Raw genomic sequence first — 23,993 nt, forward strand, 5'->3', positions numbered from 1 at the left:
CCGGCCGTGGCATTGCCGGCTCCGGAAGCCGGGGCACGCGCTGCCCGGCCCGACGCCGGTCACATCACGCTGCGCACGTCCTCCACCACCGCGGAGACCCGGGTGTACACCCCGGGGTGCTCGGCCTCGGCGCAGCCCGCGCCCCAGGAGACCAGCCCGGCCAGCCGCCCGGCCACCAGCAGCGGACCACCGCTGTCGCCCTGGCAGGCGTCCCGCCCGCCGCGCTGCTCGCCCGCGCACACCATGCTGCGCGCGTCGTACGCGCTGTCGATGCCGCCCGGGTAGGCGTGCGCGCAGACCGCGTCCGAGACGATCGGCACCGTGACCCGGCGCAGCGTGTTCGAGTAGCTGCCGTTGCCGCGGGTGTCGCCCCAGCCGTACACCGTCGAGGCGGTGCCCGGCGCGTACGGCTCGGTCTCGCCCGGGCCCACCATCTCCAGCACCGGCCGGTTGGTCTGCGGCTCGGCCAGCGTCAGCACCGCGACGTCCCGGGTGTTGGCGGTGAAGCTGTACTCCGGGTCGATCCACACCCCGCGCACCGCGATCTCGCGGCCGGCCGTCCCGCGCAGGTCGTCCCGGCCGACGATCACCCGCAGCCCGGGCCGGTCGGTGGGACGGGCGGTGTTCTCGTCGTAGAAGCAGTGCGCCGCCGTCACCACCTTGGTCGGGCTGATCAGCGCCCCGCCGCAGAACTGTCCCGAGCGGGCCGAGCCGAACTGCTGCCGGCTGGACAGCGCCACCATCCACGGGTGGTCGGAGGTGCTGGTCTCCGTCCCGCCGATGATCCGCCGCTGCGCCTCGGCCGGCGCGGCCGCGCCGAGCGCGATCAGCGGGGCGGGCAGCGCCGCCAGCGCGAGGAGTGCGACCGCCCGGCGGCGGAGCCGAGGCGCGTACGTGTCCAGGTGGGGCACCGGTTCTCCAGGGGGTTCGGCGGGCCGACGAGGCGTTCCGCACAAAATGCGACAACCGGCCCAGCGTAGTCACCCACTCACCATGCGTGTCCGAACCCCGCCGCCCGCCACCCCATCGGGCGACGCCCGGACACGCGAACGGGCCCCTCCACCGGTCGGCGGAGGGGCCCGTTCGCGTGACGGACCGTCAGTCCAGGTAGTCGCGCAGCACCTGGGAGCGGGACGGGTGGCGCAGCTTCGACATGGTCTTCGACTCGATCTGGCGGATGCGCTCGCGCGTCACGCCGTAGACCTTGCCGATCTCGTCGAGCGTCTTCGGCTGACCGTCCGTCAGGCCGAAGCGCATCGAGACCACGCCCGCCTCGCGCTCGGACAGGGTGTCGAGCACCGAGTGCAGCTGCTCCTGGAGCAGGGTGAAGGAGACCGCGTCGGCCGGGACGACCGCCTCGGAGTCCTCGATCAGGTCACCGAACTCGCTGTCGCCGTCCTCACCGAGGGGGGTGTGCAGCGAGATCGGCTCACGGCCGTACTTCTGGACCTCGATGACCTTCTCGGGGGTCATGTCGAGTTCCTTGGCCAGCTCCTCCGGGGTGGGCTCGCGGCCCAGGTCCTGGAGCATCTGGCGCTGCACGCGGGCCAGCTTGTTGATGACCTCGACCATGTGCACCGGGATGCGGATGGTGCGGGCCTGGTCGGCCATGGCGCGGGTGATCGCCTGCCGGATCCACCAGGTCGCGTAGGTCGAGAACTTGTAGCCCTTGGTGTAGTCGAACTTCTCGACCGCGCGGATCAGACCGAGGTTGCCCTCCTGGATCAGGTCCAGGAACAGCATGCCGCGGCCGGTGTAGCGCTTGGCCAGCGAGACCACCAGGCGGAGGTTGGCCTCCAGCAGGTGGTTCTTGGCGCGGCGGCCGTCCTCGGCGATGATCTCCAGCTCGCGCTTGAGCTTCGGGGCGAGCTTGTCGGCCTGGCTCAGCTTGTCCTCGGCGAACAGGCCGGCCTCGATCCGCTTGGCGAGCTCGACCTCCTGCTCGGCGTTGAGCAGCGGGACCTTGCCGATCTGCTTGAGGTAGTCCTTGACCGGGTCGGCGGTGGCGCCGGCCACGGCGACCTGCTGGGCCGGGGCGTCGTCCTCGTCGTCGTCCGAGAGCACGAAGCCCTGGTCGGTCTCCTCCTCGGCCTCGCCCTCCTTGGCGTCGCCGGGCAGGGCCACGTCCTCGAGGAGCTCCTCCTCGCCGATCGCGTCCTCGTCGCCGGCCTTGCCCGCGGCCTTGCCGGACGCGGCGGTCTTCTTGGCGGCGGTCTTCTTGGCCGGGGCGGCGGCCTTCTTGGCCACCGCCTTCTTCGCCGGGGCGGCCACCCGCTTGACGGCGGCGCGGGCCTCGCCGACCTCGATGGTCTCGACGACGGTGACCTCGGTGGTGGACACCGCGGCGGCGAGCACCGACGGGGCCGGGGTCGCCGCGGGGGCGATCCGCACCGGGGGCTTGGTCTGGGCGACCGGCGTGCGGGTGGTGACCGCCTTGGCCGGAGTGCGCTTGGTGGTGCTCTTGGCCGCAACGCTCTTGCGCTTGGCGCCGGCCGGCTCGGCCGCGCTGACCATGAGCTCCACCCCCTCCTCGATCAGTACCTGATTGAGGCTGCGCATGACGTTCTTCCACTTGGTGACCGGGATCTGGTCCGCCTCGAACGCGTGGCGCACGTCGTCACCGGCGATCTGCCCCTGGGCCTTGCCCCGCTCGATGAGCGCCAGCAGTGCCGCGGACTCGGCGATCTCGGGGGGAAGCGAACGGGATGTGCTGGCCGACACGAACAACCTCTCGGACGATGAGTGGACACGAACCCGCACCGGATCACCCGACTGCTCGGGTGGGTGGACCGTGACCGGGGTCTGCAGGACGGCGACAGCGTCGCGGACCAACACAGCCATCTGACTCGTGGTGGTTATTCCGGAGCTGCTTCCGCTCCGTACACATCGCTGCCGCCCCTCAAGTGTTACGCATGCCCGTCGTGGCGCCCGTCACACCACCCGTCGGCCGGTCCGGGCTGCCCCGGGCGGCCTATCCGCGGGGCCCGCGGAGGGCCGTACGGCGGTGCTCCGGCGCTCCGGCCCGGCCTCCGGCTCCGGCTCCGTCTCCGTCTCCGTCTCCGACGCGGGCTCTCCGGCGCGGTACGCCGATGGCCCCTCGGCTGCGCGTGGGGCAGCGGAAGGGCCATCCGGTCGGAGCGGCGGTCGGGGTCGGACCGCTCAGTGCTCGCGCGGGGCGGGGACCGCGTGCTCGATGTCCGGGTGGACGGTGAGCAGCGCGCGGACGGCGGCCTCGGCGGCGGTGCCGTCGCCCGTGCCGAGGGCGTCGACCAGCCGGACGTGCAGGCTGACCGCCGCGTCGGACGGGCGCTCGCAGGTGGTGCCGGTGCCGCCGGAGACCTGGAGCGCGCCGGAGACGATCCCGGACAGGTGCTCCAGCATCCGGTTGCCGGCCATCTGCAGGGCCAGGGCGTGCAGTTCGGCGTCGGCGCGGGAGTAGCTGACCAGGTCGCCCTGGCTGCCGGCGTGGCTCATGATCTCGGTCAGCTCGACCAGGCGGTGCTGGACGTCCTCCCGGCCGTGGCCCGCCGCCAGCCGGGCGGCCAGCGGCTCGATCGCCCAGCGGAGTTCGAACAGCTCGCGGCGCTGCTCGTCCCGCTGCGGGCCGAAGGCGCGCCACTCGATGATGTCCGGGTCGAGCAGGTTCCAGTCGCTCACCGGGCGGACCCGGGTGCCGACGTTGGGGCGGGCCGAGACCAGACCCTTGGCCTCCAGCACCCGGAGCGACTCGCGCACCACGGTGCGGGAGACCTCGAAGCGCTGGCCGATCTCCTCCGGCACCAGCGGGCGGTCGGCGCCCAGGTCGCCGGAGACGATCATCTGGCCGAGCTGCTGGACCAACTGGCCGTGCAGGCCGCGGCCGCGGCTGCTGGTGGTCTTCCGACCGGGTCGGCCGAGCTCGTTCTCGGCCCCCTCCCAGCGGGGCGCGGGCGGGGTCGGGCGGTCGGCGTACGGGAAACGGTCCAACTCGGAGGCGGAGATCGACTCGGCCTGGCGAGCGGCGGTCACGGTGGGGTGCGCAAGGGTACTCACGCCCTCCTTTGTCGGCGATCGGCGAATCCGCCTTGAGCATTCTCCTGAAAAGCACACGAAAGGGTGATCGGCCGTGCCTGGATAATTGACTTCTTATCAGCAGGAAAGGTGCATACCGGTCATCCGATCCGCTTTTCCCCACCGGCCCTGGACCGCCCCGGACCGCCCCGGGGCGCCCCGACCGCCCGCCGCCGAATTCCGTGGTCCGTCGCGACCGGCAGCCTGACGCTCCGTCACCGCGCTTCCGAGGGCGCTCAGAGGACGCTCAGAGGGCCCGGCGGCGGAGCTGGGCCAGCAGCGCGGCCAGCACCAGCGCGCCGGCCGGGAGCAGCAGCGCCGCGGCCACCGCGCCGTCCAGTGCGCCGGCCGTCCGGTCCGCACCGTCCCGGAACAGCTCCAGGCCGTACTGGAACGGCAGCAACTCCCGTACCCAGACCGGCCAGTTGAGGCCACGGCTGTGCAGCAGCAGGCCGGCCGTCGGCTCCAGCAGGGCGGGCAGCGCGCCCGTCAGCAGGACGCCCACGACGGCGCTGCGCACCATCGAGGTGAGCAGCAGGCCCGCCCAGCCGCCGGCCACCGCCAGCGCCACGAACGCCGACAGCGTGCGCCCGGCCCCGCCCGTTCCGAACGGCCCGCCGGGCCGCAGCAGTCGGGACGGGTGCCACAGGTCCGCCGGGTGCGGGAGCGCGAAGACCGTCGAGGCGTCCGCCCCCGTCGGCAGCGCGAACCGGACCACGACGGCGTTCACCGCCAGCGAGAGTACCGCCAGCGCCACCGCGACCGCACCGATCACCAGCAGTTTCGCCGTCAGCGCGCCCAGCCGGCGGCGCAGCGCGACCCGTCCGGCGACCAGGCCCGGCCAGCGCGTCTCGTGGCCGTACGCCAGCGCGCCGAGCACCGCGGCCGCCAGCGCGGTGATCGGCAGCGGCAGCCACGGCACCACCGCGGCCACCGCCCACTCCCCTTCCGGGGCCCGGTGCGCCGAGAGCCCTGCCACCGCCGCGTTCAGCAGCAGCGCCGCCGCGACCACCCACCACGTGGAGCGCACTCCGCGCAGCCGACGCACCTCACTCGCCACCACTCGCACGGTCTCACTCACTCCCGTTCTCGTCACCGACGGCACCCGGTCGCGCCGCATTGCCCGGTTCCGCCGGCTCCACCGGTTCCGCCGGGGCTGTCCGGGCCGCCGGGCGCAGCGCGGTGCTGTCGATCGGCCGGGCGCGGGTCGGCGCCGACGCCGGTGTCGTCATCAGTGGCGTCATCGGTGTCGTCATCGATGGCACGGGGGCGGGGCGGAAGCGGTGGCCCGCCCCCGCGCCGAACCGGGCCGGGGTGAGCAGTTCCGCGTCGGTGGGGTTGGCGGCCAACTGCTCGACATCGACCACCGCCGGGGCCGGGACGGTCCGACGCACCTGACCACCGGCGTCCGGCAGCGGCACCGGAACGCTCTCCGCCCGGGGCGGTCGACCGAGCGCGGAGGCACCGCGCGGAGTGCGCCGGACCAGGTCGACCGCGGGCCCCCGGCCCGACGGGGCACCGGCCCGCACGTCGGCCGCGACGGCGGCGGCCGGAACCGTCGGGGCGGTCGGGGCGGTCGGGGCGGCCGCCGTCGGGTTCGCCGGGCTGGACGGGCTCGCCGGGTCCGGCGCGAGGGCGGCGGCGGCCCAGCGGCCCGCCTGGAGGCCGCGGTGGTCGAGCGGGCGCTCGGACTCCGCGCCGCCCGGTCGGCCTTCGGCTGTGCGCGGCGGTGCGACGTGGGCGGAGGCGGAGGTGGGGGCGGGGACTGGGACGGGAGCGGGGACGGGGACGGTCGGCCCGGTGTGCGGCGGTTGCGCGTCCGGGCTCTGACGGGCCGTCCGGATCGTCACCTGGCCGGAGCGGCCCGACCCGGCGGGCAGGCCGGACGGGTACTCGGACGAACGGTGCGCCGTCCGGTCGGCCAGTTCGTGCAGCAGGATGCCGTTGCGGTAGGCGAGTTCACCGACCTCGGTGCGACCGATGCCGCTCACCGCGAGACCGGCCCCGCCGTCCCGCCGGACGTGCGCGCCCTGGGCCACCAGCAGGTCGGCCAGGCGGGCCATCTGCGGGCCGCGGACCTGGACTTCGGGGTGCAGCCTGGTCCGCCGGAACTCCGCGGCCGACTGGTCGGTGATCAGTCGGCCGGTCTCCAGGGTGACCACCCGGTCGGCGAGCACCGCGGCCTCCTCCGGGCGGCGGGTGGTCATCAGGACGGTGCCGCCCGCCACCGCGAAGGAGCGCAGGAAGGCGTGGAACCACTCCTCGCTGCGCGGGGAGAGGCCCTCGGTCGGATCGTCCAGCAGCAGGGTGCCGGGGGAACCGAGCAGGGCGGCGGCCAGGGCCAGTCGGCGGTGCATGCCCGGCGAGAACGTCCCGATCCGGTGGTCGGCGACCGCTGCGAGCCGGGTCTGCTCCAGCAGGTCGTCGGCCCGCTTGGCCGGGACGCCGACCGTACCGGCCAGCATCCGCAGGTGTGCTCCGGCCCGCATGCCCGGGTGGCCGGCCTCCGCCCGGACGGTGGGCAGCAGTACGCCGACCTCGCGTTCGGGACGCCTGATCCGCCGGTACGTGCGCCCCTCGAAGAGGGTGACACCCAGGCCGCGTTCCAGTTCCACCATCAGCCGCAGCGCGGTGGACTTCCCGGCGCCCTCGTCCCCCAGCAGCGTCGTGACCATGCCCGGTCGGACGTCGAACGTCAGGTCCAGCACCGCCGGGGGACTCCCCCGCCGGTACCCCTTGGTCAGTCCGGTGATCTGGATCATCGTCGCCCGTTCCCTCGCCCGCCGACAGACCGGCGTGTCCGCCCGTCCCGAGCCTGCACAGTAGGACGCGGAAGCGGTGAAACCAGGCATTCCGGATGGGTCGTGGACGGTGTTAGGGCCGACCTCACCCGATCAGGCGACAGCACTCACGCGGCACTGACAGCGAGCTGACGGAGCGTCACCACCCTTGGGCAGCAACACCCCTGCCGCAGCCCGCGTGTCGCCCTCATCCCTGAGGCTCCGGCCGCACGACGGCTCAGGCTTCGGGGCGCAGCATCGGCGGGTTCAGGACGTTCGCGCCGCCCGCGGTGAACAGTTGGGCGGGGCGGCCGCCCTGACGGGTCGTCGTGCCGCCGGAGGGGAGCAGGAAGCCCGGGGTTCCGGTGACCTTGCGGTGGAAGTTCCGCGGGTCGAGCACGACGCCCCAGACCGCCTCGTACACCCGGCGCAGCTCGCCGACGGTGAACTCCGGCGGGCAGAAGGCCGTGGCCAGCGAGGAGTACTCGATCTTCGACCGGGCGCGTTCCACGCCGTCGGCCAGGATCCGGCCGTGGTCGAACGCGAGCAGCACTCCGTCGTTGCGCTCCTCCCCGAGCAGTTCGCGGACCGGCGCCCAGCGGGCGCTGCTGGCGTCGCCGCCCGCGCGCGGCGAGGGCAGGTCGGGGGCGAGGACGAGGTGCGCGACGCTCACCACCCGCATCCGGGGGTCCCGCTGCGGGTGGCCGTAGGTGCCCAGCTGCTCCAGGTGCGCCCCGGCCGGGGTCGGCTCGGCCGCGGACCGGCCCGGGAAGGACTGCGCCCGCAGGCCCGTCTCCTCGGCCAGTTCCCGGGAGGCCGCCTCGCCGAGCCCTTCGTCCGGCCGCACGAAACCGCCGGGCAACGCCCAGTAGCCCTGGAACGGTGCCTCACCGCGCTTCACCAGCAGCGCGCACAGCTCATGGTCGCGGACCGTCAGCACCACGAGGTCAACCGTGACTGCGAACGGGGGGAAGGCCGACGGGTCATAACGCGACATGGCGTCGATCTTAGTCGTCTCTCTGACGATAATCACAGACCACCGGCCCCGCCCCTTCCGCTCCCGACGCTTTCACCAGCCCCAGCAGCCGCACCGGCCCCACGGGCCCCGGGCCCGACCGCCGCCCCCGACCGCCGCCCCCGATCGCAGCCCCCGATCGCCGTAGGCATCGCGGTCCCTCGGCCGGACCGGCAGCGCTCGTCGGGCCCCGCGGTCCTCCCGTCAGTGCCTCCGACTGCGGTTCCGGCCGGGCCTCAGCCGGAGGCGAGCTGCAGGAACGACGGCGCCTCCTCCACGACTGCGACGCCGATCCGGCTGACCCGGACCGAGAACGGCTCGCCGGCCACGCGCAGGCCGGTCAGTTCGAGGGCCCCGAGGGGCGCGGTGCTGGCGGGGCGGGTGACCACCCGTCCGGAGGGGGCGTCGGGCCGGACGCCCGCCAGCGCGAGGACCAGGTGCACCGCGGCGGCCGCGGACATCGCGGCCGGGCGGCAGGCCGCCGGGTGCGGCACCGGCGGGCAGCCGGCGACCTTCTGCTCGCCCGCGTACATCTCCGGCAGGCGTGCCTCGAAGTGCGCGGACGCCTCCAGCAGCCCTTCCAGCAGTATCTCGGCCTCGCGTTCGAACCCGGCGTCGACCAGTCCGCTCACCGCGAGGGCGGTCTCCTGGACCCGGACCGCACCGCTGCGGTGGCCGAGCGGGTTGAAGCGCGGCGACTTCGCGCTCAGCGTCCGCAGCCCCCAGCCGCAGTCGAGCTCGGGGGTGACCAGTCGTTGGGCGAGCAGTCGGGTCTGCTCGCGGTCCAGCAGGCCCTCGTGCAGTTCTCCCTCCGCAGCGAGCCCCAGGTCGAAGAGGTGCACCAGGGTGGAGGCGAGGGCCGGGACCGGGCGGTCCTGGGCCAGCAGGGCGGCGGCCGGGCGGCCGCCGGACAGGTCGTCGATCCAGAACTGCTCGCGGAACCGTTCCCGCAGGTCCGCGGCCCAGTCACGCCAGCGCGCGGCACCGGGCCGGTCGAAGGCCTCCAGCAGGTCCGCCCCCTGGAGGGCGGCCCGGTGCGCCTGTGCCTGGACCTCGCACCTGGCCGGACCGGGACGCGCGGCCCGTTCCTCCGCGGACCGTCCGAAGTCGGTGACGAACCCGACCGGGCCCTCGGGCCCGTCCGCCACCGCGGCGCGCAGCGCGCCGAGGGCACGCTCCGCCGCCGGCAGCAGTTCGGCGACCTCGGCCCGGGGCATGCCCCAACGCCACGCCTCCGCCAGGACGGTGACGAACAGCAGGGTCGCCTCCGTCGCGGTGCAACTGGCCGGCAGCTCGGGACCGCCGTGCCGCAGCGGGCCCGGGATCACCCCGTCCATCGCCTGCGCCGCCGCCCCGGGCTCCGTACCGGGCGCGCCCCCGGTGCCCTCCGCGGGTGACGGGCCGTCGGCCGGGGTCGCGGAGTCGGCCGGTCTGGCGGTCGTTGCTGCGGGTTGGGCGGTGGCCAGGTGCTGGCGGCGGGCCACCGCCCGGAGGGTGCCGACGGCGAGGCGGGTGCCGAGCGGCAGCGTCATCCGGGCGGCCCAGAGGGCGTCGGCGGCGGTGAGGCCGAAGCGCCAGGGGGCGCCGGAGGCGGTGTAGAGATCGGTCGGACGGTCGGCGTCGGCGAGCAGCAGGCCGGCCATCGCGTCGAGCGACCGGGCGACCAGGCGGGCGGCCCGGGGGTCGTCGGCCCGGACTTCGGGCTCGGACCAGGGCAGCGGGACACCGGGGCCGCGGCCCGTCGGCGGACGGCCCGTCGGCGGGACCTCCAGCTCCACCCTGAGGTCGACCGACCACCGGGAGCCCGGTTGGATCTCCAAGTCCCAGCGCAGCACGCCCGCACCGGCCAGCACCGCGTGCGGTGACGGACGGGCGGCGACGGTGGCGGCCCGGCCCTGGCCGACCCAGCGCAGACCGGAGGACTGGACCTGGCCGGGCAGGTCCGGCGAGCGCCGACCGGCCGCGATGTCGGTGAGCAGGCCGAGGTCGGTGCCGAGGGCGATCTCCAGGGGGAGCCGGGCCGGGCGGGCGCCCGTGTTCCGGACCGTCACCGTCTCGGCGCCGTCGGCGTGCCGGAGCCGTTCGACCGTCAGCGCCGGGTCCGGGTCGAGGTCGCCCGGAACCCGGACCGAGCCGACGAAGCGGGCCGCGGCGGCGGACGTCAGGGTGCCCTGGAGCGGCAGCGGCTCCATGCCGCCGATCCGCAGCTCCATCCGGGCCAGCGCCCGTACACCGTGCCGGAAGAAGCCGTGCAGGCCGTGGCCGCGCAGTTGGCCGTCGGGGCCGGAGGAGGCCATTCCCGGGGCGTTGACGCACAGCACGTCGTGCGCCGCGGACGGCTGCGGGCGCGGCACCGCCGCCGGGGCGGACTGCCGGGCCTGGCCGGCCGCGGGCGCGCCGGCCACCTGCTCGGACCGGACGGCGGGCGCACCGGGCGGCACGCCGGGGACCGCTCCGGGCGGGCCCGACGGCTGGTCGCCCCGGGGTGCGCCGACCGTACGGGCACCGGGCGGGTAGCCGGGGGCCTGACGCGTCGTCGTGCCGTAGGGCGGGGTGCCGTGGGGCGGCATGCCACCCGGGCCGTGGGGGCCGCCGGCGGCGGGCGTGCCGTAGGGCGGAGTGTTGCCGTACGGGGTGCCGTACGGGGGTGTGTTCCCCGGCGTTCCGTACGGGTGCGGGGGAACTGACGGGGAGTCGGGAACCATATGAGCCGTACCGGCCGTTCCTGGAGTGGGGCCGGGTCCGACGGTCGTGCCGTACGGCGGCGTGGCCCGGTGGAGATGCGGTGGATCGACGGGGCGCGGCGGTGGCCCGGTGGGAGTGGGCACTCCCACGGGCGCGGTGGCGTCCCCGGGAGCGGGCGGGTCGGTGGGCCCCGGCCGGGACGCTGCGTGGGGTGGCCTTGAGTCGGTCACCAGGCTCTCCTCCCCTCGACCGGTCGGCCGCCGCGGGTCCGACCGGCCGCGAGCGTGCTCGATCGCGGACTGTGCTGCTCTGCCGCCGGAACACGCGGCTCCGACACGGGCGGAACCGGCTCGCCGGTGGTCCGCCCCGGCCGGGGCGGTGCCCAGACCGGGACGCCGATGCCGTTCGAGCTCCGGCGCTGCCGGGTCGAACGACGCGTGACCGGTGCCCGACACTGTCGGCCGGGCCGTCGCGGGCCCGGCGGTGCCGGTTCGGGTGGCGGCGTTCCGCAGGTTGAACGCACCACACCTGCCCCAGGTCACGCCTGTCCGGCGGGCGTCCGGTCGGACCCGGCCGTGAGCCGACCGTCCGTCGGCGGTCCGCGGCCGGCACCCGGGGTGCCCGCTCTGTCGTGGGACCGCTCGGGGTTCTCCGGATGTGCTGGACGCCCCCCGGCGGCTCCTGTCCGCGGTCAGGATACGGTGCGGGGGCGACGGCGGACGCACCGGTGACCCCGGCGGACGCCACCGCGACCAGCTTGTGATCAGCCAGCACCAAGGAGTCGCATGTCCGCCCTCAGCCGCATCCCCGGGATCGTCACCACCGACCACGTCTTCCGGGTGCCGCTGGACCACGGCGCTCCGGACAGCGAGTCGATCGAGGTCTACGCCCGCGAGGTGGTGGCCGCCGGCCGCGAGGACGAGCAGCTGCCGTGGCTGGTGTACCTGCAGGGCGGGCCGGGCGGCAAGGCCAACCGGCCGCTGGGCCGGGACGGCTGGCTGGACCGGGCGCTCGACGACTACCGGGTGCTGCTGCTGGACCAGCGCGGCACCGGCCGCTCCACCCCCGCCACCCGGCAGACCCTGGCCCGGCGCGGCGACGCCCGCGCGCAGGCCGACTACCTGGCGCTCTTCCGGGCCGACTCGATCGTCCGGGACGCCGAGCTGATCCGCCGTCAGCTGCTGGGCGAGGAGGGCCGGTGGAGCCTGCTGGGGCAGAGCTTCGGCGGCTTCTGCACCCTGGCCTACCTCTCGCTGGCCCCCGAGCACCTGCGCGAGGCGTTCGTCACCGGCGGACTGGCCGGTCTGCGCCGCTCGGCGGACGAGGTCTACCGCGCGGCCTACCCGAGGGTCGCCCGCAAGAACGCCGGGCACTACGCGCGCTTCCCCCAGGACGTGGCGGCGGTACGGCGAATCGCGGCGCACCTGGCGGACCGGCCCGCGACCCTGCCGGACGGCGGGCTGTTGACCGTCCGGGCCTTCCAGGCGCTGGGCCTGATGCTGGGCAGCGGCAGCGGCTCCGCCGTGCTGCACTACCTGCTGGAGGAGGCCTGGGTGGAGGGCGTGGGCGGGCCGGAGCTCTCCGACACCTTCCTGGCCGGGGTGCAGGCGCACCTCTCCTTCGCGCAGAACCCGCTGTTCGCCGTCCTGCACGAGTCGATCTACGGGCAGCGCTCGGTCGACGCCGGGGCCACCGACTGGTCGGCGGAGCGGCTGCGTGCCGAGTTCCCCGAGTTCGACGCCGAGGCGGCGCTGGCCGGGGACCGCCCGGTGCTGTTCACCGGCGAGATGATCTACCCCTGGCTGTTCGAGACCGATCCGGCGCTGCGCCCGCTGCGCGAGACGGCGCAGCTGCTGGCGGAGCGTACCGACTGGCCCGACCTGTACGACCCGGCGCGCCTGGCGGCGAACCTGGTGCCGGTGTACGCGGCGGTCTACCACGACGACATGTACGTGGACACGGCGCACTCGCTGGAGACCGCGGACGCGGTGGCGGGGACGCGGGTGTGGGTCACCAACGAGTGGGAGCACGACGGGGTGCGGGTCAGCGGCCGCGCGGTGCTGGACCGGCTGATCCGGATGGCGCGCGGCGAGGTCTAGGCGCCTGCCGGGCGATCGCGGGTCGAGGATGCGCATATCAGCCTCCGTGGGTGTGCTGGTGTCGGTGCGCGCCCGGCCGTCCGACCCGGCGGATGCGCACCCGGTGCCCGTGGGCGGTGCCCCGTCCCGGTGCTGACGGTCCGTCGGCGCGGGCGGCCGGGCGGTCGCCGTCCGGAGCGTCTCCGGTACCGGAGCCGTCGCCGCACGGCTCCGGGTGTTCGGCCCCGCGCTCGCCGTCGCGGTGCTCCCTTCCGTGCTGCTCGTCGCCGTGGTGGTCGCTCCTGCGGTGCTCCTGGGCTCCGGTCCACCGGTCGGCCCGGTCCGTCGCCGGCCCGGGCGGCACGGGGTCGGGCGGCACGGGGTCGGGGCGGTGCGACGGGCCCGGCTCCGGTGCCGGCTCCGGCTCCGCGTCCGGTCCGGGCACCGTGTCCGGGCCTGGTGCCGCGTCCGCCGGTTCGCGCAGCCGGGCGGTGCGCTCGCGCCGGACCACCCGGAGCAGGGCCTCCGGGTCGATGCCCGAGTTCAGGGACTCGTAGAGCAGTTGGGCCAGGGTGTAGCCCGGCTCCAGCTCCAGTGCGCGGGCCAGGACGATCCGCGCCGTGGCGGAGTCCCCGGCCAGCCAGGACGTCCAGGCCAGCAGTGTCATCGGCGGGGCGGCGAGGTGTTCGAACGGGTCCACACAGCGTCGGACCAGGAACTTCCACAGGCGCTGGGCCCCGACCAGTTCGTCCGGTTCGGCGTACTCTGCGGCCCGGTCCCGGCCGAGTTTGTCCTGCAGGCCGATCAGGATCCTGGCGGTGCGGGCGGCGTCGAGCTCCCGGGCCCCGGCCCGGAACTCGGCCGCGGCCTCGGCGAGCAGGGCGGCGGTGCGTTCGACCGCCGCGCCGCGGCCGCCGGGAGCGGCCAGTTCGCGGATGAACGGGGGTCCGGCGTCCTCCAGGGCGGCGCGCTGGACCTCGGAGGTCGGTGGTCCGACCGGGGCCAGGCCGGCCACGATCGCCTTGCGGCTGCCGCGCGGGGCGAACCCGGCGAAGGTCGCCGCCGCGGCGAGCGGGCTGGGGTGGTGGGCCTCCCGGACCGGGGTGCCGTCCGGCGGACAGCAGTCGACCTCGGTGCACAGGTAGGACCACCAGCGGGCCGCGGAGACGCACAGCGCCTCCTTCACGACCACCTGCTCGGCCTGGAAGGCCCTGGTGAGCGCGGCGGCCAGTGGCCGGAGGCCGTTCAGGACGGCCCGTGCGGTCCCGGGCTCGCGGCCCTTGTCGGCGGGATCTCGGCACAGGTACAGCAGGACTTGGGCGGGTCGGCGCTCGCGCTGCTCGGAGAGCTCGATCAGCAGCCGGGCACAGTCCTCGGCGGTCCGCTCCCAGCAGCCCGGGTCGTCCGGGATGTCGACGCGGATCACGCCGCCCTGGTCGAGCCCGGGGCCCTGCAGGCCCACCGCGACGATGCTGTCGTCGGGGAAGAAGCCCAGCAGGTAGGGGAGCATCTCCGCCATGTCGGCGGGGCCGCGCAGCCGGACCGGGAGGTGGCCGGGGCGCGGAACGGGCGTGGTGGTGCGGTCGTCTGCGGTCATGTCGCACAGCGTGGACCCTCGCCGGACCGGTTCGCCCGAATTTCTTCCAGCCTGTGGATAAATCGGGGGGTTCAGCATCTCCTCCCTCTGATGGCCTAATTTTCCGGGCCTTGAGGCATAGTTGATGCCATATCAAATGATTTGAGCCAGGTTGTCCACAGCCCGGCATTCGCGATCCGTCCGTGCGGCACGGTATCCATGACTCCATGCAGACGCGCGAACCCCACCCGAGCACCCCCGCCGACCGCGACGCCGTCCGGGCCGCCGCGGAAGCCGTGCTGCGCGACCTCGCCGGCCCGTCCGCCACCCTGCGGGAGGACCAGTGGAAGGCCATCGAGGCACTGGTGGTCGACAGCCGCCGTGCCCTGGTGGTGCAGCGCACCGGCTGGGGCAAGTCGGCCGTCTACTTCATCTCCACGGCGCTGCTCCGCGAACGCGGCGCCGGGCCCACGGTGATCGTCTCGCCGCTGCTCGCGCTGATGCGCAACCAGGTCGACTCGGCCGCCCGGGCGGGCATCCGCGCCCGGACGATCAACTCGGCCAACCCGGAGGAGTGGGCGGAGATCCAGCAGGAGGTCGCCGACGGCCGGGTCGACGTCCTGCTGGTCAGCCCGGAGCGGCTGAACAACCCGGACTTCCGGGACAACGTCCTGCCCAAGCTCGCCGCCTCCACCGGCCTGCTGGTGGTGGACGAGGCGCACTGCATCTCCGACTGGGGCCACGACTTCCGGCCCGACTACCGGCGGCTGCGCACCATGCTCGCCGACCTCTCCCCCGGCGTCCCGGTGCTGGCGACCACGGCGACCGCGAACGCCCGGGTCACGGCGGACGTCGCGGAGCAGCTCGGCACCGGAGCCGGCGAGGAGCAGGCCCTGGTGCTGCGCGGCCCGCTGGACCGCGAGAGCCTCAGCCTGACGGTGCTCCCGCTGCCGGACCCGGCGCACCGGTTGGCCTGGCTCGCCGACCACCTGGCCGACCTCCCGGGCTCGGGCATCGTCTACACCCTCACGGTGGCGGCGGCCGAGGAGGTCACCGGGTTCCTGCGCGGGCGCGGCTTCCCGGTGGCCTCCTACTCGGGGCGCACGGAGGACGCGGAGCGCCGGGAGGCGGAGACCGCGCTGCTGGAGAACCGGGTCAAGGCCCTGGTGGCCACCTCCGCGCTGGGAATGGGCTTCGACAAGCCGGACCTCGGCTTCGTGGTCCACCTCGGTTCCCCCAGCTCGCCGATCGCCTACTACCAGCAGGTCGGCCGGGCCGGCCGCGGGGTGGACCGGGCCGAGGTGCTCCTGCTGCCCGGCCGGGAGGACGAGGCGATCTGGCGCTACTTCGCCTCGGTCGGCTTCCCCGCCGAGGAGCAGGTCCGCCGGACCTTGGACGCCCTCTCCGGGGCGGGCCGTCCGCTCTCCACCGCCGCGTTGGAGACCTCGGTCGACCTCCGCCGCACCCGGCTGGAGACCATGCTCAAGGTGCTGGACGTCGACGGCGCCGTCCGCCGGGTGCGCGGTGGCTGGGAGTCCACCGGCCTGCCATGGCGCTACGACGCCGAGCGGTACGCGAAGGTCGCCCGGGCCCGTGAGGCCGAGCAGCAGGCGATGCGCGACTACGTCGCCACCGGGGGCTGCCGGATGGAGTTCCTGCGCAGCCAGCTCGACGACCCCGAGGCGGCCCCGTGCGGGCGGTGCGACCGCTGCACCCCGCCCCGGCATTCGGCCGAGGTCTCGGCCGAGGCGCTGGACGCGGCCCGGGCCGCCCTCGGCCGCCCCGGCGTCTCGTTCGAGACCCGGCGGATGTGGCCGACCGGCATGGAGTCCCTCGGCGTCCCGCTGAAGGGCCGGATTCCCGCCGACCAGCAGGCCGAACCCGGCCGGGCGCTGGGCCGCCTGTCCGACATCGGCTGGGGCGGCCGACTGCGGACGCTGCTCGACGAACGCTCGCCGGACGGCCCGCTGCCGCGCGAGGTCCTGGACGCGCTGGTCGGCGTCGTGGCCGACTGGGCCCGCGGCCCCGGCGGCTGGGCCGGGCCGGACGGGCCGGACGGCACCCGGCTCGACCGACCCGTCGGAGTGGTCGGGCTCGACTCCGCCACCCGCCCGCGCCTGGTGTCCGACCTGGCCGGCGGTCTGGCCTCGGTCGGCCGGATGCCCCTGCTCGGCCGGGTCGAGTACGCGACCGGGGAGCCCCCGCACGGGCCGCGGTCCAACAGCGCGCAGCGACTGCGTTCGGTCGCCGGGGCGCTGGCCCTCTCCCCCGGCCTGGCCGACGCGCTCGCCGCCGCCCCGGGGCCGGTGCTGCTGGTGGACGACCTGGTGGATTCCGGCTGGACGCTGACGGTGGCGGCCCGGCTGCTCCGCCAGGCGGGCGCCACCGCGGTCCTGCCCCTCGTCCTGGCCGTCCGGGGGTGACGGCCACTCAGGCACCGGACAGCCCGACAGGCTCCGGACGCCTCGGACATCTCGGACGCCCCGGGCGCCCCGGACCGGAGGCTCCGGGTGCGGCGCCCGGAAGACCCGGCCGGTTCACCTGAAAGTTCCACCGAACTCACCGGCCGATCACCTCGCGTCAGCCGATCGGCCCTGTCGAAAGGAAGGAACATATCCGGCATAAGCGCGACTTTCGGGCTCTGCTCGTCATTTCATCATTGCCGGTCGGGCAGGTCTCACCGGAGAATTGAGGAGCATCCACAGCGCCCGGTCCGTCGGACCCGGCCTTCGGCGTACGCCCGCTCGCCCCTGGGAGCGCGGGCCCGGGAAGGAGGATCGTGATCAACGGCAACGACCGAGGTCCTTCCCGGTGTGACAGTACGCGGAGCATCACCCTGCAGGAGTGGGTCGCCCTCGACGTCCCGCTGCTCCGCGCACCGCGCGAGTTCGTCACCGAGCTCCACCAGCGGCACCTGCCGCAGCCCGGCACCACGGTGGTCGCGGTGCTCGACCCCGAGCACCGGGTGGTGGCGTCCGCCTCCTTCGGCACGCGCCCGCAGTTCAGCGACGGCTGGGACCACCGGAACACCCTGCTCGGCCAGCTCCGCCGGATCACCCCGCACGACCTGAAGCGCCCGGTGCCGAGCCGTACCGCCGTCCTGCTGCGCTGCCGCGACGGCGGCCCGGGCTGGACCGAGCAGGACGGCGCCTGGATGTGGGCACTGCGCGCCGCCGCCGAGTTGCACGGGCTGCGTTACGGCTCGTACCTGACGCTCACCCCGGTCGGCTGGCAGTCCCTGGGCGACGGCCGGCGCGGGCGCAACCCGCACTCGGGCTCCTGGGCCTCCGGGCCGGTCCGCGCCGTCACCGAACTGCCGCCGCGCGTCCCCGCCGACACCCGGCCGGAGCCGGTCGGCCCGCAGGCGGTCGAGCAGTCGCCGATCGCCCCGGTCACCTCACTGAGCGCGGTCCGCGCCCTGGAGAACACTCGGGAGAGCCGTCCGGCCCGCCGCACCGCGGCCCGCTGACCACGCCCAGCTGACCACGGGCGGCCGCTCACCGGACGACCCCGGCGGCAAGCCGTCCGTGGCCCGACGGGCCGCAGCGGGAGGGAACGGACGGACCGAACGGGCCGTCAGACGAACAGCGGGGCGACGACCTCCGTGTCGCCGCAGACCACCAGCAGTTTGGCGGCGCGTTCCAGCGCGGCGCGCGCGGAGGCGGTGATCCGCTCCGCGGCACCGCCGTTGACCACCAGCACCACCACGTCGCGGCGCAGCGGACGTGTGGCGGCGGCATCGGCGTAGAACACGTCGCCGCCGTCGGCGAACTGCGCCCAGTAGCGCTCCTCGCCGAAGCTCAACTCGTGCTGCTGCCAGGGGTGTGCCTCGCCGACCGTCAGCACCAGCACGTCGCCGGGGCGGCGGCCGGACTCCAGCAGCGCGTCGACCGCTTCGTCGGCGCGGTCGAGCGCCTCGGCCGCGGCGGCGGGCAGGAGTTGGACGGTCGGACCCGCGGGGTGCGGTGTGGGGCCGGGCTTGGGTCGGGGTGCGGGCCGGGGACCGGGAATGGGACGGTCCGCACGAGGGGGTGCGGGGCGCGGCGGACCGGGGCGGGGCCCCGGAACCTGAGCGGCGACGGCGGTGGAAGAAGGCATGCGGTGGGCAGGTGCGTCCGACGTGTGGGGAAGGGGAACGCCGGGGCCCGGGATCGTCTCGTGAATCTCCGGCTCCTCGGGGAAGACAGGCATACCCGGATTCCTATCAAACGCCGGTCGGATGCGCACGGGCACCCCACCTATTGGGAGTGTGGCGTATCCCGCACTCCGGCACCGCCACGGCCCGGTGACGGGGAGTGAATACTGACGAACCGTCAGGATTCGGGTGCGACCGCCCACGCTGCGGGGCCGCCGGGCCCGTCCCGCCAGGAGCCGTCAGAAGCCGAGCGAGAGCTGTTCGCCGGCCCCGTCGCCTTCGGGAGCGGTCCGCTGCCGCTTCAGGTGGCTCCAGCGCGGCAGCGCGTCCAGGTAGGACCAGGACAGCCGGTGGTGCTCGGTCGGGCCGAACTCCTCCAGCGCGGCCCGGTGGGTCGGCGACGGGTAGCCGGCGTTCTCCGCGAACCCGAATGCCGGGTGGTCCGCGCCGAGTTCGGCCATCAGCGCGTCCCGCCGGACCTTCGCCAGCACCGAGGCGGCCGCGACGCAGACGCAGGACTGGTCGCCCTTGATCACCGTGCGGACCCGCCACGGCCCACCCAGGTAGTCGTGCTTGCCGTCCAGGATCACCGCGTCGGGCTCCACCGGCAGCGCCTCCAGCGCGCGGACGGCGGCCAGCCGCAGGGCGGCCGTCATGCCGAGTTCGTCACACTCCTGCGGCGAGGCGGAGCCGATCGCGTGGGCGGTCACCCACTCCTCCAGCACCGGGACCAGCGCGTTCCGCCGCCGCTCGGTGAGCAGTTTGGAGTCGGTCAGCCCCTCCGGCGGGCGACGCAGTCCGGTGACGGCGGCGCCGACCATGACGGGGCCCGCCCAGGAGCCCCGGCCGACCTCGTCCAGCCCGACCACCAGGCGGGCGCCGGCCCGGCGCAGGGAGCGCTCGACCGTGTGGGTCGGGGGGTCGTACGGCATCGACGCGGTCCTTCACAACGGCGGGCGGGTCCGGCCGGGGCCTCGCGCGGCAGGGCCTCCGACCCCGTTCAGCCTACGCCGCCACGACGACGCCCAGGACCGCCCCAGGCCTCCCCGGACATCCCCGGACCGCCGCGCCCCGACCCCGGCCCCGGCCCCGGCCCCGATCACCGCCTCACGGCCGGATCATCGGCAGCAGGATCTGCTCCAGCAGGTCGGCGCCGAAAGCCTCGTCGACCAGGCCGCCGCAGAACTTGGCGCGGTACAGCAGCATGGCGGGCAGCACGTCCGCGACCGCGGGCACCGCCGCGCCGCGCCGGACGTCGCCCCGGGCCTCGCCGCGCCGGAGGATGCCGAGGATGCCCTCGGTGGTCGGCCCGACCACCCGGTCGTGCAGGAACCCCTTGAAGAACTCGGCGCGCTCGTGGTCGAGTTCACCCATCAGGGTGCGGACCGCCGCGCCGATCGGCGAACCCATCACCGCGACGTAGGCCGCGATCACGTGCCGCAGTTCGGCCTCCGCGGACCCGAGGTCGGGAATGTCGGTGGGCGGCGGCATGGCGGTGGCCAGCGCGTCCATCACCAGGTCCGCCTTGGACGCCCAGCGGCGGTAGAGCGCGGCCTTCCCGGTCTGCGCGGCGCCGGCCACCCCCTCCATGGTCATCCGGGCGAAACCGCCGGAGGTGAGCTGCTCCAGCGCGGCCTCGAAGATCGCCGCCTCCAGCGCCTTCCCGCGCCTGCGCTGCGGCGCGCCCTCGGCGGGGCCGTCGGCCGACTGCCGCCGGTCGAACTGATCCATCGTCATCCACCCTAAAAGACGGTTGCGTTCACTATCGGCGCCGACTATCGTCCTCGACAGTGAACGCGATCGTTCACTATTCGCACCGTCGAGCACCCTATCGAACAGCAGCAGGACAAGGCCGAACAGCACGTAGCCAGCAGCAGTAGACAGCAGGGGGCACATCAGTGGCTATCTCCGACATGCTCAGCAAGTCCGCTCCACCCGGGTCCGGCCGCAACCGCGGCAAGGGCGTCACGCTCGCGGTCATCGCCGCCACCCAACTCATGGTCGTCCTCGACGCGACCATCGTGAACATCGCGCTCCCCCACATCCAGGACGCCCTGAAGTTCTCCACCACCGACCTGTCCTGGGTGATCAACGCCTACACGCTGACGTTCGGCGGCCTGCTGCTGCTGGGCGGACGGGCGGGGGACATCCTGGGCCGGCGCCGGGTCTTCATCACCGGCGTGCTGCTGTTCGGGCTGGCCTCGCTGCTCGGCGGATTCGCCGCGAACGGGAGCATGCTGCTCGCGGCCCGGGCGCTGCAGGGCATCGGCGGAGCGATATGTTCGCCGACGGCCTTCGCCCTGATCGCCACCAACTTCAAGGAGGGCCCGGAGCGCAACCGCGCGTTCGGCGTCTTCTCGGCGGTGGCCGGCTCCGGCGCGGCGATCGGCCTGCTGGCCGGCGGCGTGCTGACGGAGTACCTGAACTGGCGCTGGGTCTTCTTCGTGAACGTGCCGATCGCCGCGCTGATCGCCTGGGCCGCGCCGCGGTACATCAACGAGTCCGAGCGGCACGCGGGCACCTTCGACCTGCCGGGCGCGCTCGCCTCCACCCTCGGCGTGGTCAGCCTGGTGTACGGGTTCATCCACGCGGCCGACCCGAAGGCCGGCTGGGGCAACGGCGTGACGATCGGGTCCTTCGCCGTCGGCGTGGTGCTGCTGGCAGCCTTCGTGGTGATCGAGCAGCGCACCGCCCAACCCATCACCCCGCTGCGGCTGCTGCGCGACCGGAACCGCACCGGCGGCCTGCTGATGATGCTCTGCCTGGCCGCGGCCATGTTCGGCATCTTCTTCTACGTGACGCTGTTCGTGCAGCGCGTCCTCGGGTACAGCGCGCTCAAGGCGGGCGTGGCCTTCCTGCCGATCAGCGTGGCCATCATCGTCGCCGCCCAGATCGCCTCGGCGTTCCAGGCCCGAATAGGCCCGAAGCCCTTCATGGCCGGCGGCGCCGTGCTGGTCACGGTCGGCCTGGGCTGGCTGACGCAGACCAGCGTCGACAGCAGCTACGCCCTGGGAGTGCTCGGCCCGACGGTGACCTTCGGCCTCGGCATGGGCCTGATCTTCGTGCCGGTGATGCTGATGGCGGTGGCCGGCGTACCGGCCCACGAGACGGGTGCAGCCTCCGGACTGCTCAACTCGGTGCAGCAGATCGGTGGTTCGGTGGGCCTGTCGATCCTCACCACGGTGTTCGCCAGAGCGGCGACCTCCGAGGGCGCCCACCAGCAGCCGGACTTCCTCGCCCACGCGGGCCCGGCCGAGCTGCAGTACGCCCAGCAGCACCAGAGCTTCCCGCCCGGCAGCAGGTGGGCGGACGAGGTGCTCACCCAGGCCGTCTCGCACGCCTTCGTGGTGGGTGTCGCCTTCGCGGTGGTGGCCCTGCTGACGGCCCTGTTCGTGGTCAGGGCCAAGCCCGGCGACCTCCCCGCCGAGGCCCCGGCCGGAATGGCGATCTGACAGCCGTTCAACCATTCAACTCAACAGCGTCGGCCGGCCGGTACCGATGTCGGCACCGACCGGCCAGGAGTCGGGGTGGGCCGGTGAGGCGGGGCGGGTCAAGTCGGGTCGGGTCGGGTCGGGTCGGGTCGGGTCGGGTCGGGGGCAGGCGACCAAATCCCCTCGCCCGCCCCGCCTCCTCCCCCGCCTCCGCGCGCGGTTCCTACTCCAGACCCCGCCGGTCGCCGTAGAACGGGGCGACCCGGTTGCACGCCGCTCCCCGGTCCTTGACCACGGGGCGCTCCGCGAGGATCTCCCGGGCCCGGGATTCCGCGTAGCTGATCGCGTACCACGGCGGCGCCTGCTCGTCGTTCAGGTCGCTGGCGATCTGCTGCAGCGCGCAGGTGCGGTAGTCGCCGGTCAGCCGGTCCAGGGCGGGCACCGCGTCCACCGACAGGGTGCTCAGGTACCTGACGTCGAGCCGGGTGCTGCCGCTCAGCTGCCGGTCGATGTTCTGCTGGGCGATCAGGTTGTCGGTGCGCAGCAGGCCGAAGACGGCGACGGCGACGGCGGCGCTGAGCACCACGGCCCGCGGCAGCCAACGGCGGGTGGAGAGCACCGACCCGAACAGCACCAGCAGGAAGACCAGGCCGAGCCAGATCTCCACGGCGGCGACGTTGACCCGCAGCCGGGTCAGACCGAAGGCGTCCATGTAGAGGCTCATCCGGACGAGGGCGGTACCGACGACGACGAGGGTGAACGTGCACAGCAGCCCGAGCAGCACCTTGACCAACCGGTGGTCGCCCTCGTTGCTGCGCGGCGCCCAGTACTTGGCGAGCGCGACCACCACCAGCGTGAGGACGGCGATCCAGAGCAGCTGCCAGAAGCCCTGCCGGGCGTACTCGGCGGGGGTCATCCCGGTGCGGCGCATGATCGAGTTGTAGCCGCCGACCAGCACCACCAGCTGCACCACCACGAAGGTGCCGAACAGGAGGTTCAGCACGACCAGCGGCATCGCCCACTCGAGCCGTCCGCGCTCCTTGCCGACCGGGGTGTTGACGCGGTCCCAGCGGCGCGGCGCGGCGGCGGTGTGCGCGGCGCCCAGGGCGACCATCAGCCCGCCGAAGAACAGCAGGGCGCGGAACGGGATCTCCCCGCCGTCCACCGAGGGGACGAGGCTGTCCAGCAGGTCGGCGACGGTGGAGTCGGCGCCGGCGAACAGCGACCCGAAGACGATCAGCAGCACCAGCGAGACACCGACGGCCTTGGCCACCGGGGCGACCCGCCCCTTGGCCGGAAAGCGACGCTTCTTCAGGGAGGAGACGCCCCAGACGAGTCCGGGGAGGAGGTGGACCCAGGCGCCGATGGCGCCGAGCGCCACGCCGGGCCAGCGGCTCCCGCCGTGCAGGACCAGCGAGGCCACGCAGATCGCGGCGACGACGGCGAGCGCCTCCGCCCCGCCGGCCCCGCTGACGGCGGGCACCAGGCAGAGCAGCAGCACCGCGAGGGCGAAGACGCTGTGCCAGGGCTTGACGGTCCGTCCGGTGCCGAGCGCCGTCATCGCCGCGCCGACGGCTCCGACCAGCGTGCACAGCAGCAGGTTGACGCCGAGGCCGTCGCCGAGCACGAGTGCGGCGAGCAGTCCGGTGCCGATCGCGGCCGCGACGACCCGCAGCCGGGCGGGCTCGACGGGGCGGGCCGCGCTGAGCCGCAGCCAGTCCGGCTCGGGCAGCGGCGTGGGCGGCCGGTACTGGTAGGGGTACGCCGCCCCGGGCTTCGCCCCGGCCGCGGCCGCGGCCCCCACTCCGCCCATCGCCCCGGGCGGCAGTCCCTCGCCCCGCGCGGCCGGCTGCGGCACCTTGCCGAGCCCGCTCGCCACCGGCCCCCCGGGCGACACGAAGCCGCCCGCCGACCGCGCCCCCACCGACCGCTCCCCCACCGACCGCTCCCCCGCCGACTGCTCCCCCGCCGACGACTCCGCAGCGGGCTGCGCAGGCCCGGGCTGCGCAGAAGAGGGCTGCGCCGGCGAAGGCTGCCCGGACAAAGGCTGCGCCGACGAGGGCTGCCCGGGCACCGACCGGGCGGGCGCGGGCTTGCGCGGGGCGGTCGGCGGCGGTGCGAACGGGTTGCCGCCCTCCGCCGGATTCGGCTGTCTGCCCGGATCGGACGACTGCGACATGAGGCCCCCTCAGAAAATGCGCGCACGACGGCTTTCGGCCAGTCGTACGACTGGTCGTTCGGGA

16 protein-coding genes are annotated in these 23,993 nt (G+C 74.6%); 4 read left to right on the forward strand and 12 right to left on the reverse strand.

The features are described from left to right. Positions 1-59: 59 nt before the first annotated feature. The 7 genes from ACIQBJ_RS30880 to ACIQBJ_RS30910 form a co-directional block, all read right to left on the reverse strand. A complete protein-coding gene (locus tag ACIQBJ_RS30880; RefSeq protein WP_400717139.1) occupies positions 60-911 on the reverse strand; it encodes a S1 family peptidase in 852 nt (283 codons plus the stop codon). 187 nt (positions 912-1,098) lie between these two features. After that, entirely contained in the window at positions 1,099-2,721 is a 1,623-nt protein-coding gene (locus ACIQBJ_RS30885) for an RNA polymerase sigma factor (RefSeq protein ID WP_400717142.1), read from the reverse strand. Between the two features lie 438 nt (positions 2,722-3,159). Then, positions 3,160-4,032 carry a FadR/GntR family transcriptional regulator gene (locus ACIQBJ_RS30890; RefSeq protein ID WP_400717144.1) on the reverse strand — a complete coding sequence of 291 codons (873 nt, stop codon included), beginning with the start codon at positions 4,030-4,032 and terminating at the stop codon, positions 3,160-3,162. A 265-nt stretch (positions 4,033-4,297) separates the two neighbouring features. Then, positions 4,298-5,080: a hypothetical protein gene (locus tag ACIQBJ_RS30895; protein ID WP_400717147.1), complete on the reverse strand. Its 783-nt coding sequence runs from the start codon at positions 5,078-5,080 to the stop codon at positions 4,298-4,300. Positions 5,081-5,123: 43 nt separating this feature from the next. Continuing rightward, positions 5,124-6,812 (reverse strand): ATP-binding cassette domain-containing protein, encoded by a 1,689-nt coding sequence (locus ACIQBJ_RS30900; RefSeq protein ID WP_400717149.1) that lies wholly within the window; start codon positions 6,810-6,812, stop codon positions 5,124-5,126. 256 nt (positions 6,813-7,068) lie between these two features. Continuing rightward, positions 7,069-7,827, reverse strand: a complete 759-nt coding sequence (locus tag ACIQBJ_RS30905) for an NUDIX domain-containing protein (protein WP_400717152.1) — start codon at positions 7,825-7,827, stop codon at positions 7,069-7,071. Positions 7,828-8,081: 254 nt separating this feature from the next. After that, positions 8,082-10,286: a glycogen debranching N-terminal domain-containing protein gene (locus tag ACIQBJ_RS30910; protein ID WP_400717154.1), complete on the reverse strand. Its 2,205-nt coding sequence runs from the start codon at positions 10,284-10,286 to the stop codon at positions 8,082-8,084. Between the two features lie 1,029 nt (positions 10,287-11,315). Here ACIQBJ_RS30910 and ACIQBJ_RS30915 point away from each other — a divergent pair. Continuing rightward, complete coding sequence (locus ACIQBJ_RS30915; RefSeq protein WP_400717157.1) at positions 11,316-12,629, forward strand: alpha/beta fold hydrolase; 1,314 nt, start codon at positions 11,316-11,318, stop codon at positions 12,627-12,629. A gap of 37 nt (positions 12,630-12,666) precedes the next feature. Here ACIQBJ_RS30915 and ACIQBJ_RS30920 read toward each other — a convergent pair whose 3' ends face one another. After that, on the reverse strand, positions 12,667-14,205 hold the full coding sequence (locus tag ACIQBJ_RS30920) for a DUF4192 domain-containing protein (RefSeq protein WP_400717160.1): 1,539 nt from the start codon (positions 14,203-14,205) through the stop codon (positions 12,667-12,669). 206 nt (positions 14,206-14,411) lie between these two features. Here ACIQBJ_RS30920 and ACIQBJ_RS30925 point away from each other — a divergent pair, with 206 nt between their 5' ends. Both ACIQBJ_RS30925 and ACIQBJ_RS30930 read left to right on the forward strand, forming a co-directional pair. Further along, complete coding sequence (locus ACIQBJ_RS30925) at positions 14,412-16,607, forward strand: RecQ family ATP-dependent DNA helicase (RefSeq protein WP_400717163.1); 2,196 nt, start codon at positions 14,412-14,414, stop codon at positions 16,605-16,607. A 407-nt stretch (positions 16,608-17,014) separates the two neighbouring features. After that, entirely contained in the window at positions 17,015-17,653 is a 639-nt protein-coding gene (locus ACIQBJ_RS30930) for a hypothetical protein (protein WP_400717305.1), read from the forward strand. 107 nt (positions 17,654-17,760) lie between these two features. On the opposite strand, the gene ACIQBJ_RS30935 is transcribed toward ACIQBJ_RS30930, so the two are convergent. The 3 genes from ACIQBJ_RS30935 to ACIQBJ_RS30945 all read right to left on the reverse strand — a co-directional run bounded on the left by ACIQBJ_RS30935 (position 17,761) and on the right by ACIQBJ_RS30945 (position 20,056). Continuing rightward, on the reverse strand, positions 17,761-18,282 hold the full coding sequence (locus ACIQBJ_RS30935; protein WP_400717165.1) for a hypothetical protein: 522 nt from the start codon (positions 18,280-18,282) through the stop codon (positions 17,761-17,763). Positions 18,283-18,558: 276 nt separating this feature from the next. Then, positions 18,559-19,251 (reverse strand): ribonuclease HII, encoded by a 693-nt coding sequence (locus ACIQBJ_RS30940; protein ID WP_400717167.1) that lies wholly within the window; start codon positions 19,249-19,251, stop codon positions 18,559-18,561. 175 nt (positions 19,252-19,426) lie between these two features. Further along, complete coding sequence (locus ACIQBJ_RS30945; protein WP_400717169.1) at positions 19,427-20,056, reverse strand: TetR/AcrR family transcriptional regulator; 630 nt, start codon at positions 20,054-20,056, stop codon at positions 19,427-19,429. A gap of 176 nt (positions 20,057-20,232) precedes the next feature. Between ACIQBJ_RS30945 and ACIQBJ_RS30950 the strand changes: the two genes are divergently transcribed. Then, a complete protein-coding gene (locus ACIQBJ_RS30950) occupies positions 20,233-21,771 on the forward strand; it encodes an MFS transporter (RefSeq protein WP_400717308.1) in 1,539 nt (512 codons plus the stop codon). A 202-nt stretch (positions 21,772-21,973) separates the two neighbouring features. On the opposite strand, the gene ACIQBJ_RS30955 is transcribed toward ACIQBJ_RS30950, so the two are convergent. Continuing rightward, positions 21,974-23,689, reverse strand: coding sequence for a DUF4153 domain-containing protein (locus ACIQBJ_RS30955; protein ID WP_400717171.1), 1,716 nt, complete (start codon positions 23,687-23,689; stop codon positions 21,974-21,976). Between the last annotated feature and the right edge of the window lie 304 nt (positions 23,690-23,993).

Source organism: Kitasatospora sp. NPDC088391 (assembly GCF_044753345.1).
Classification (GTDB): domain Bacteria; phylum Actinomycetota; class Actinomycetes; order Streptomycetales; family Streptomycetaceae; genus Kitasatospora.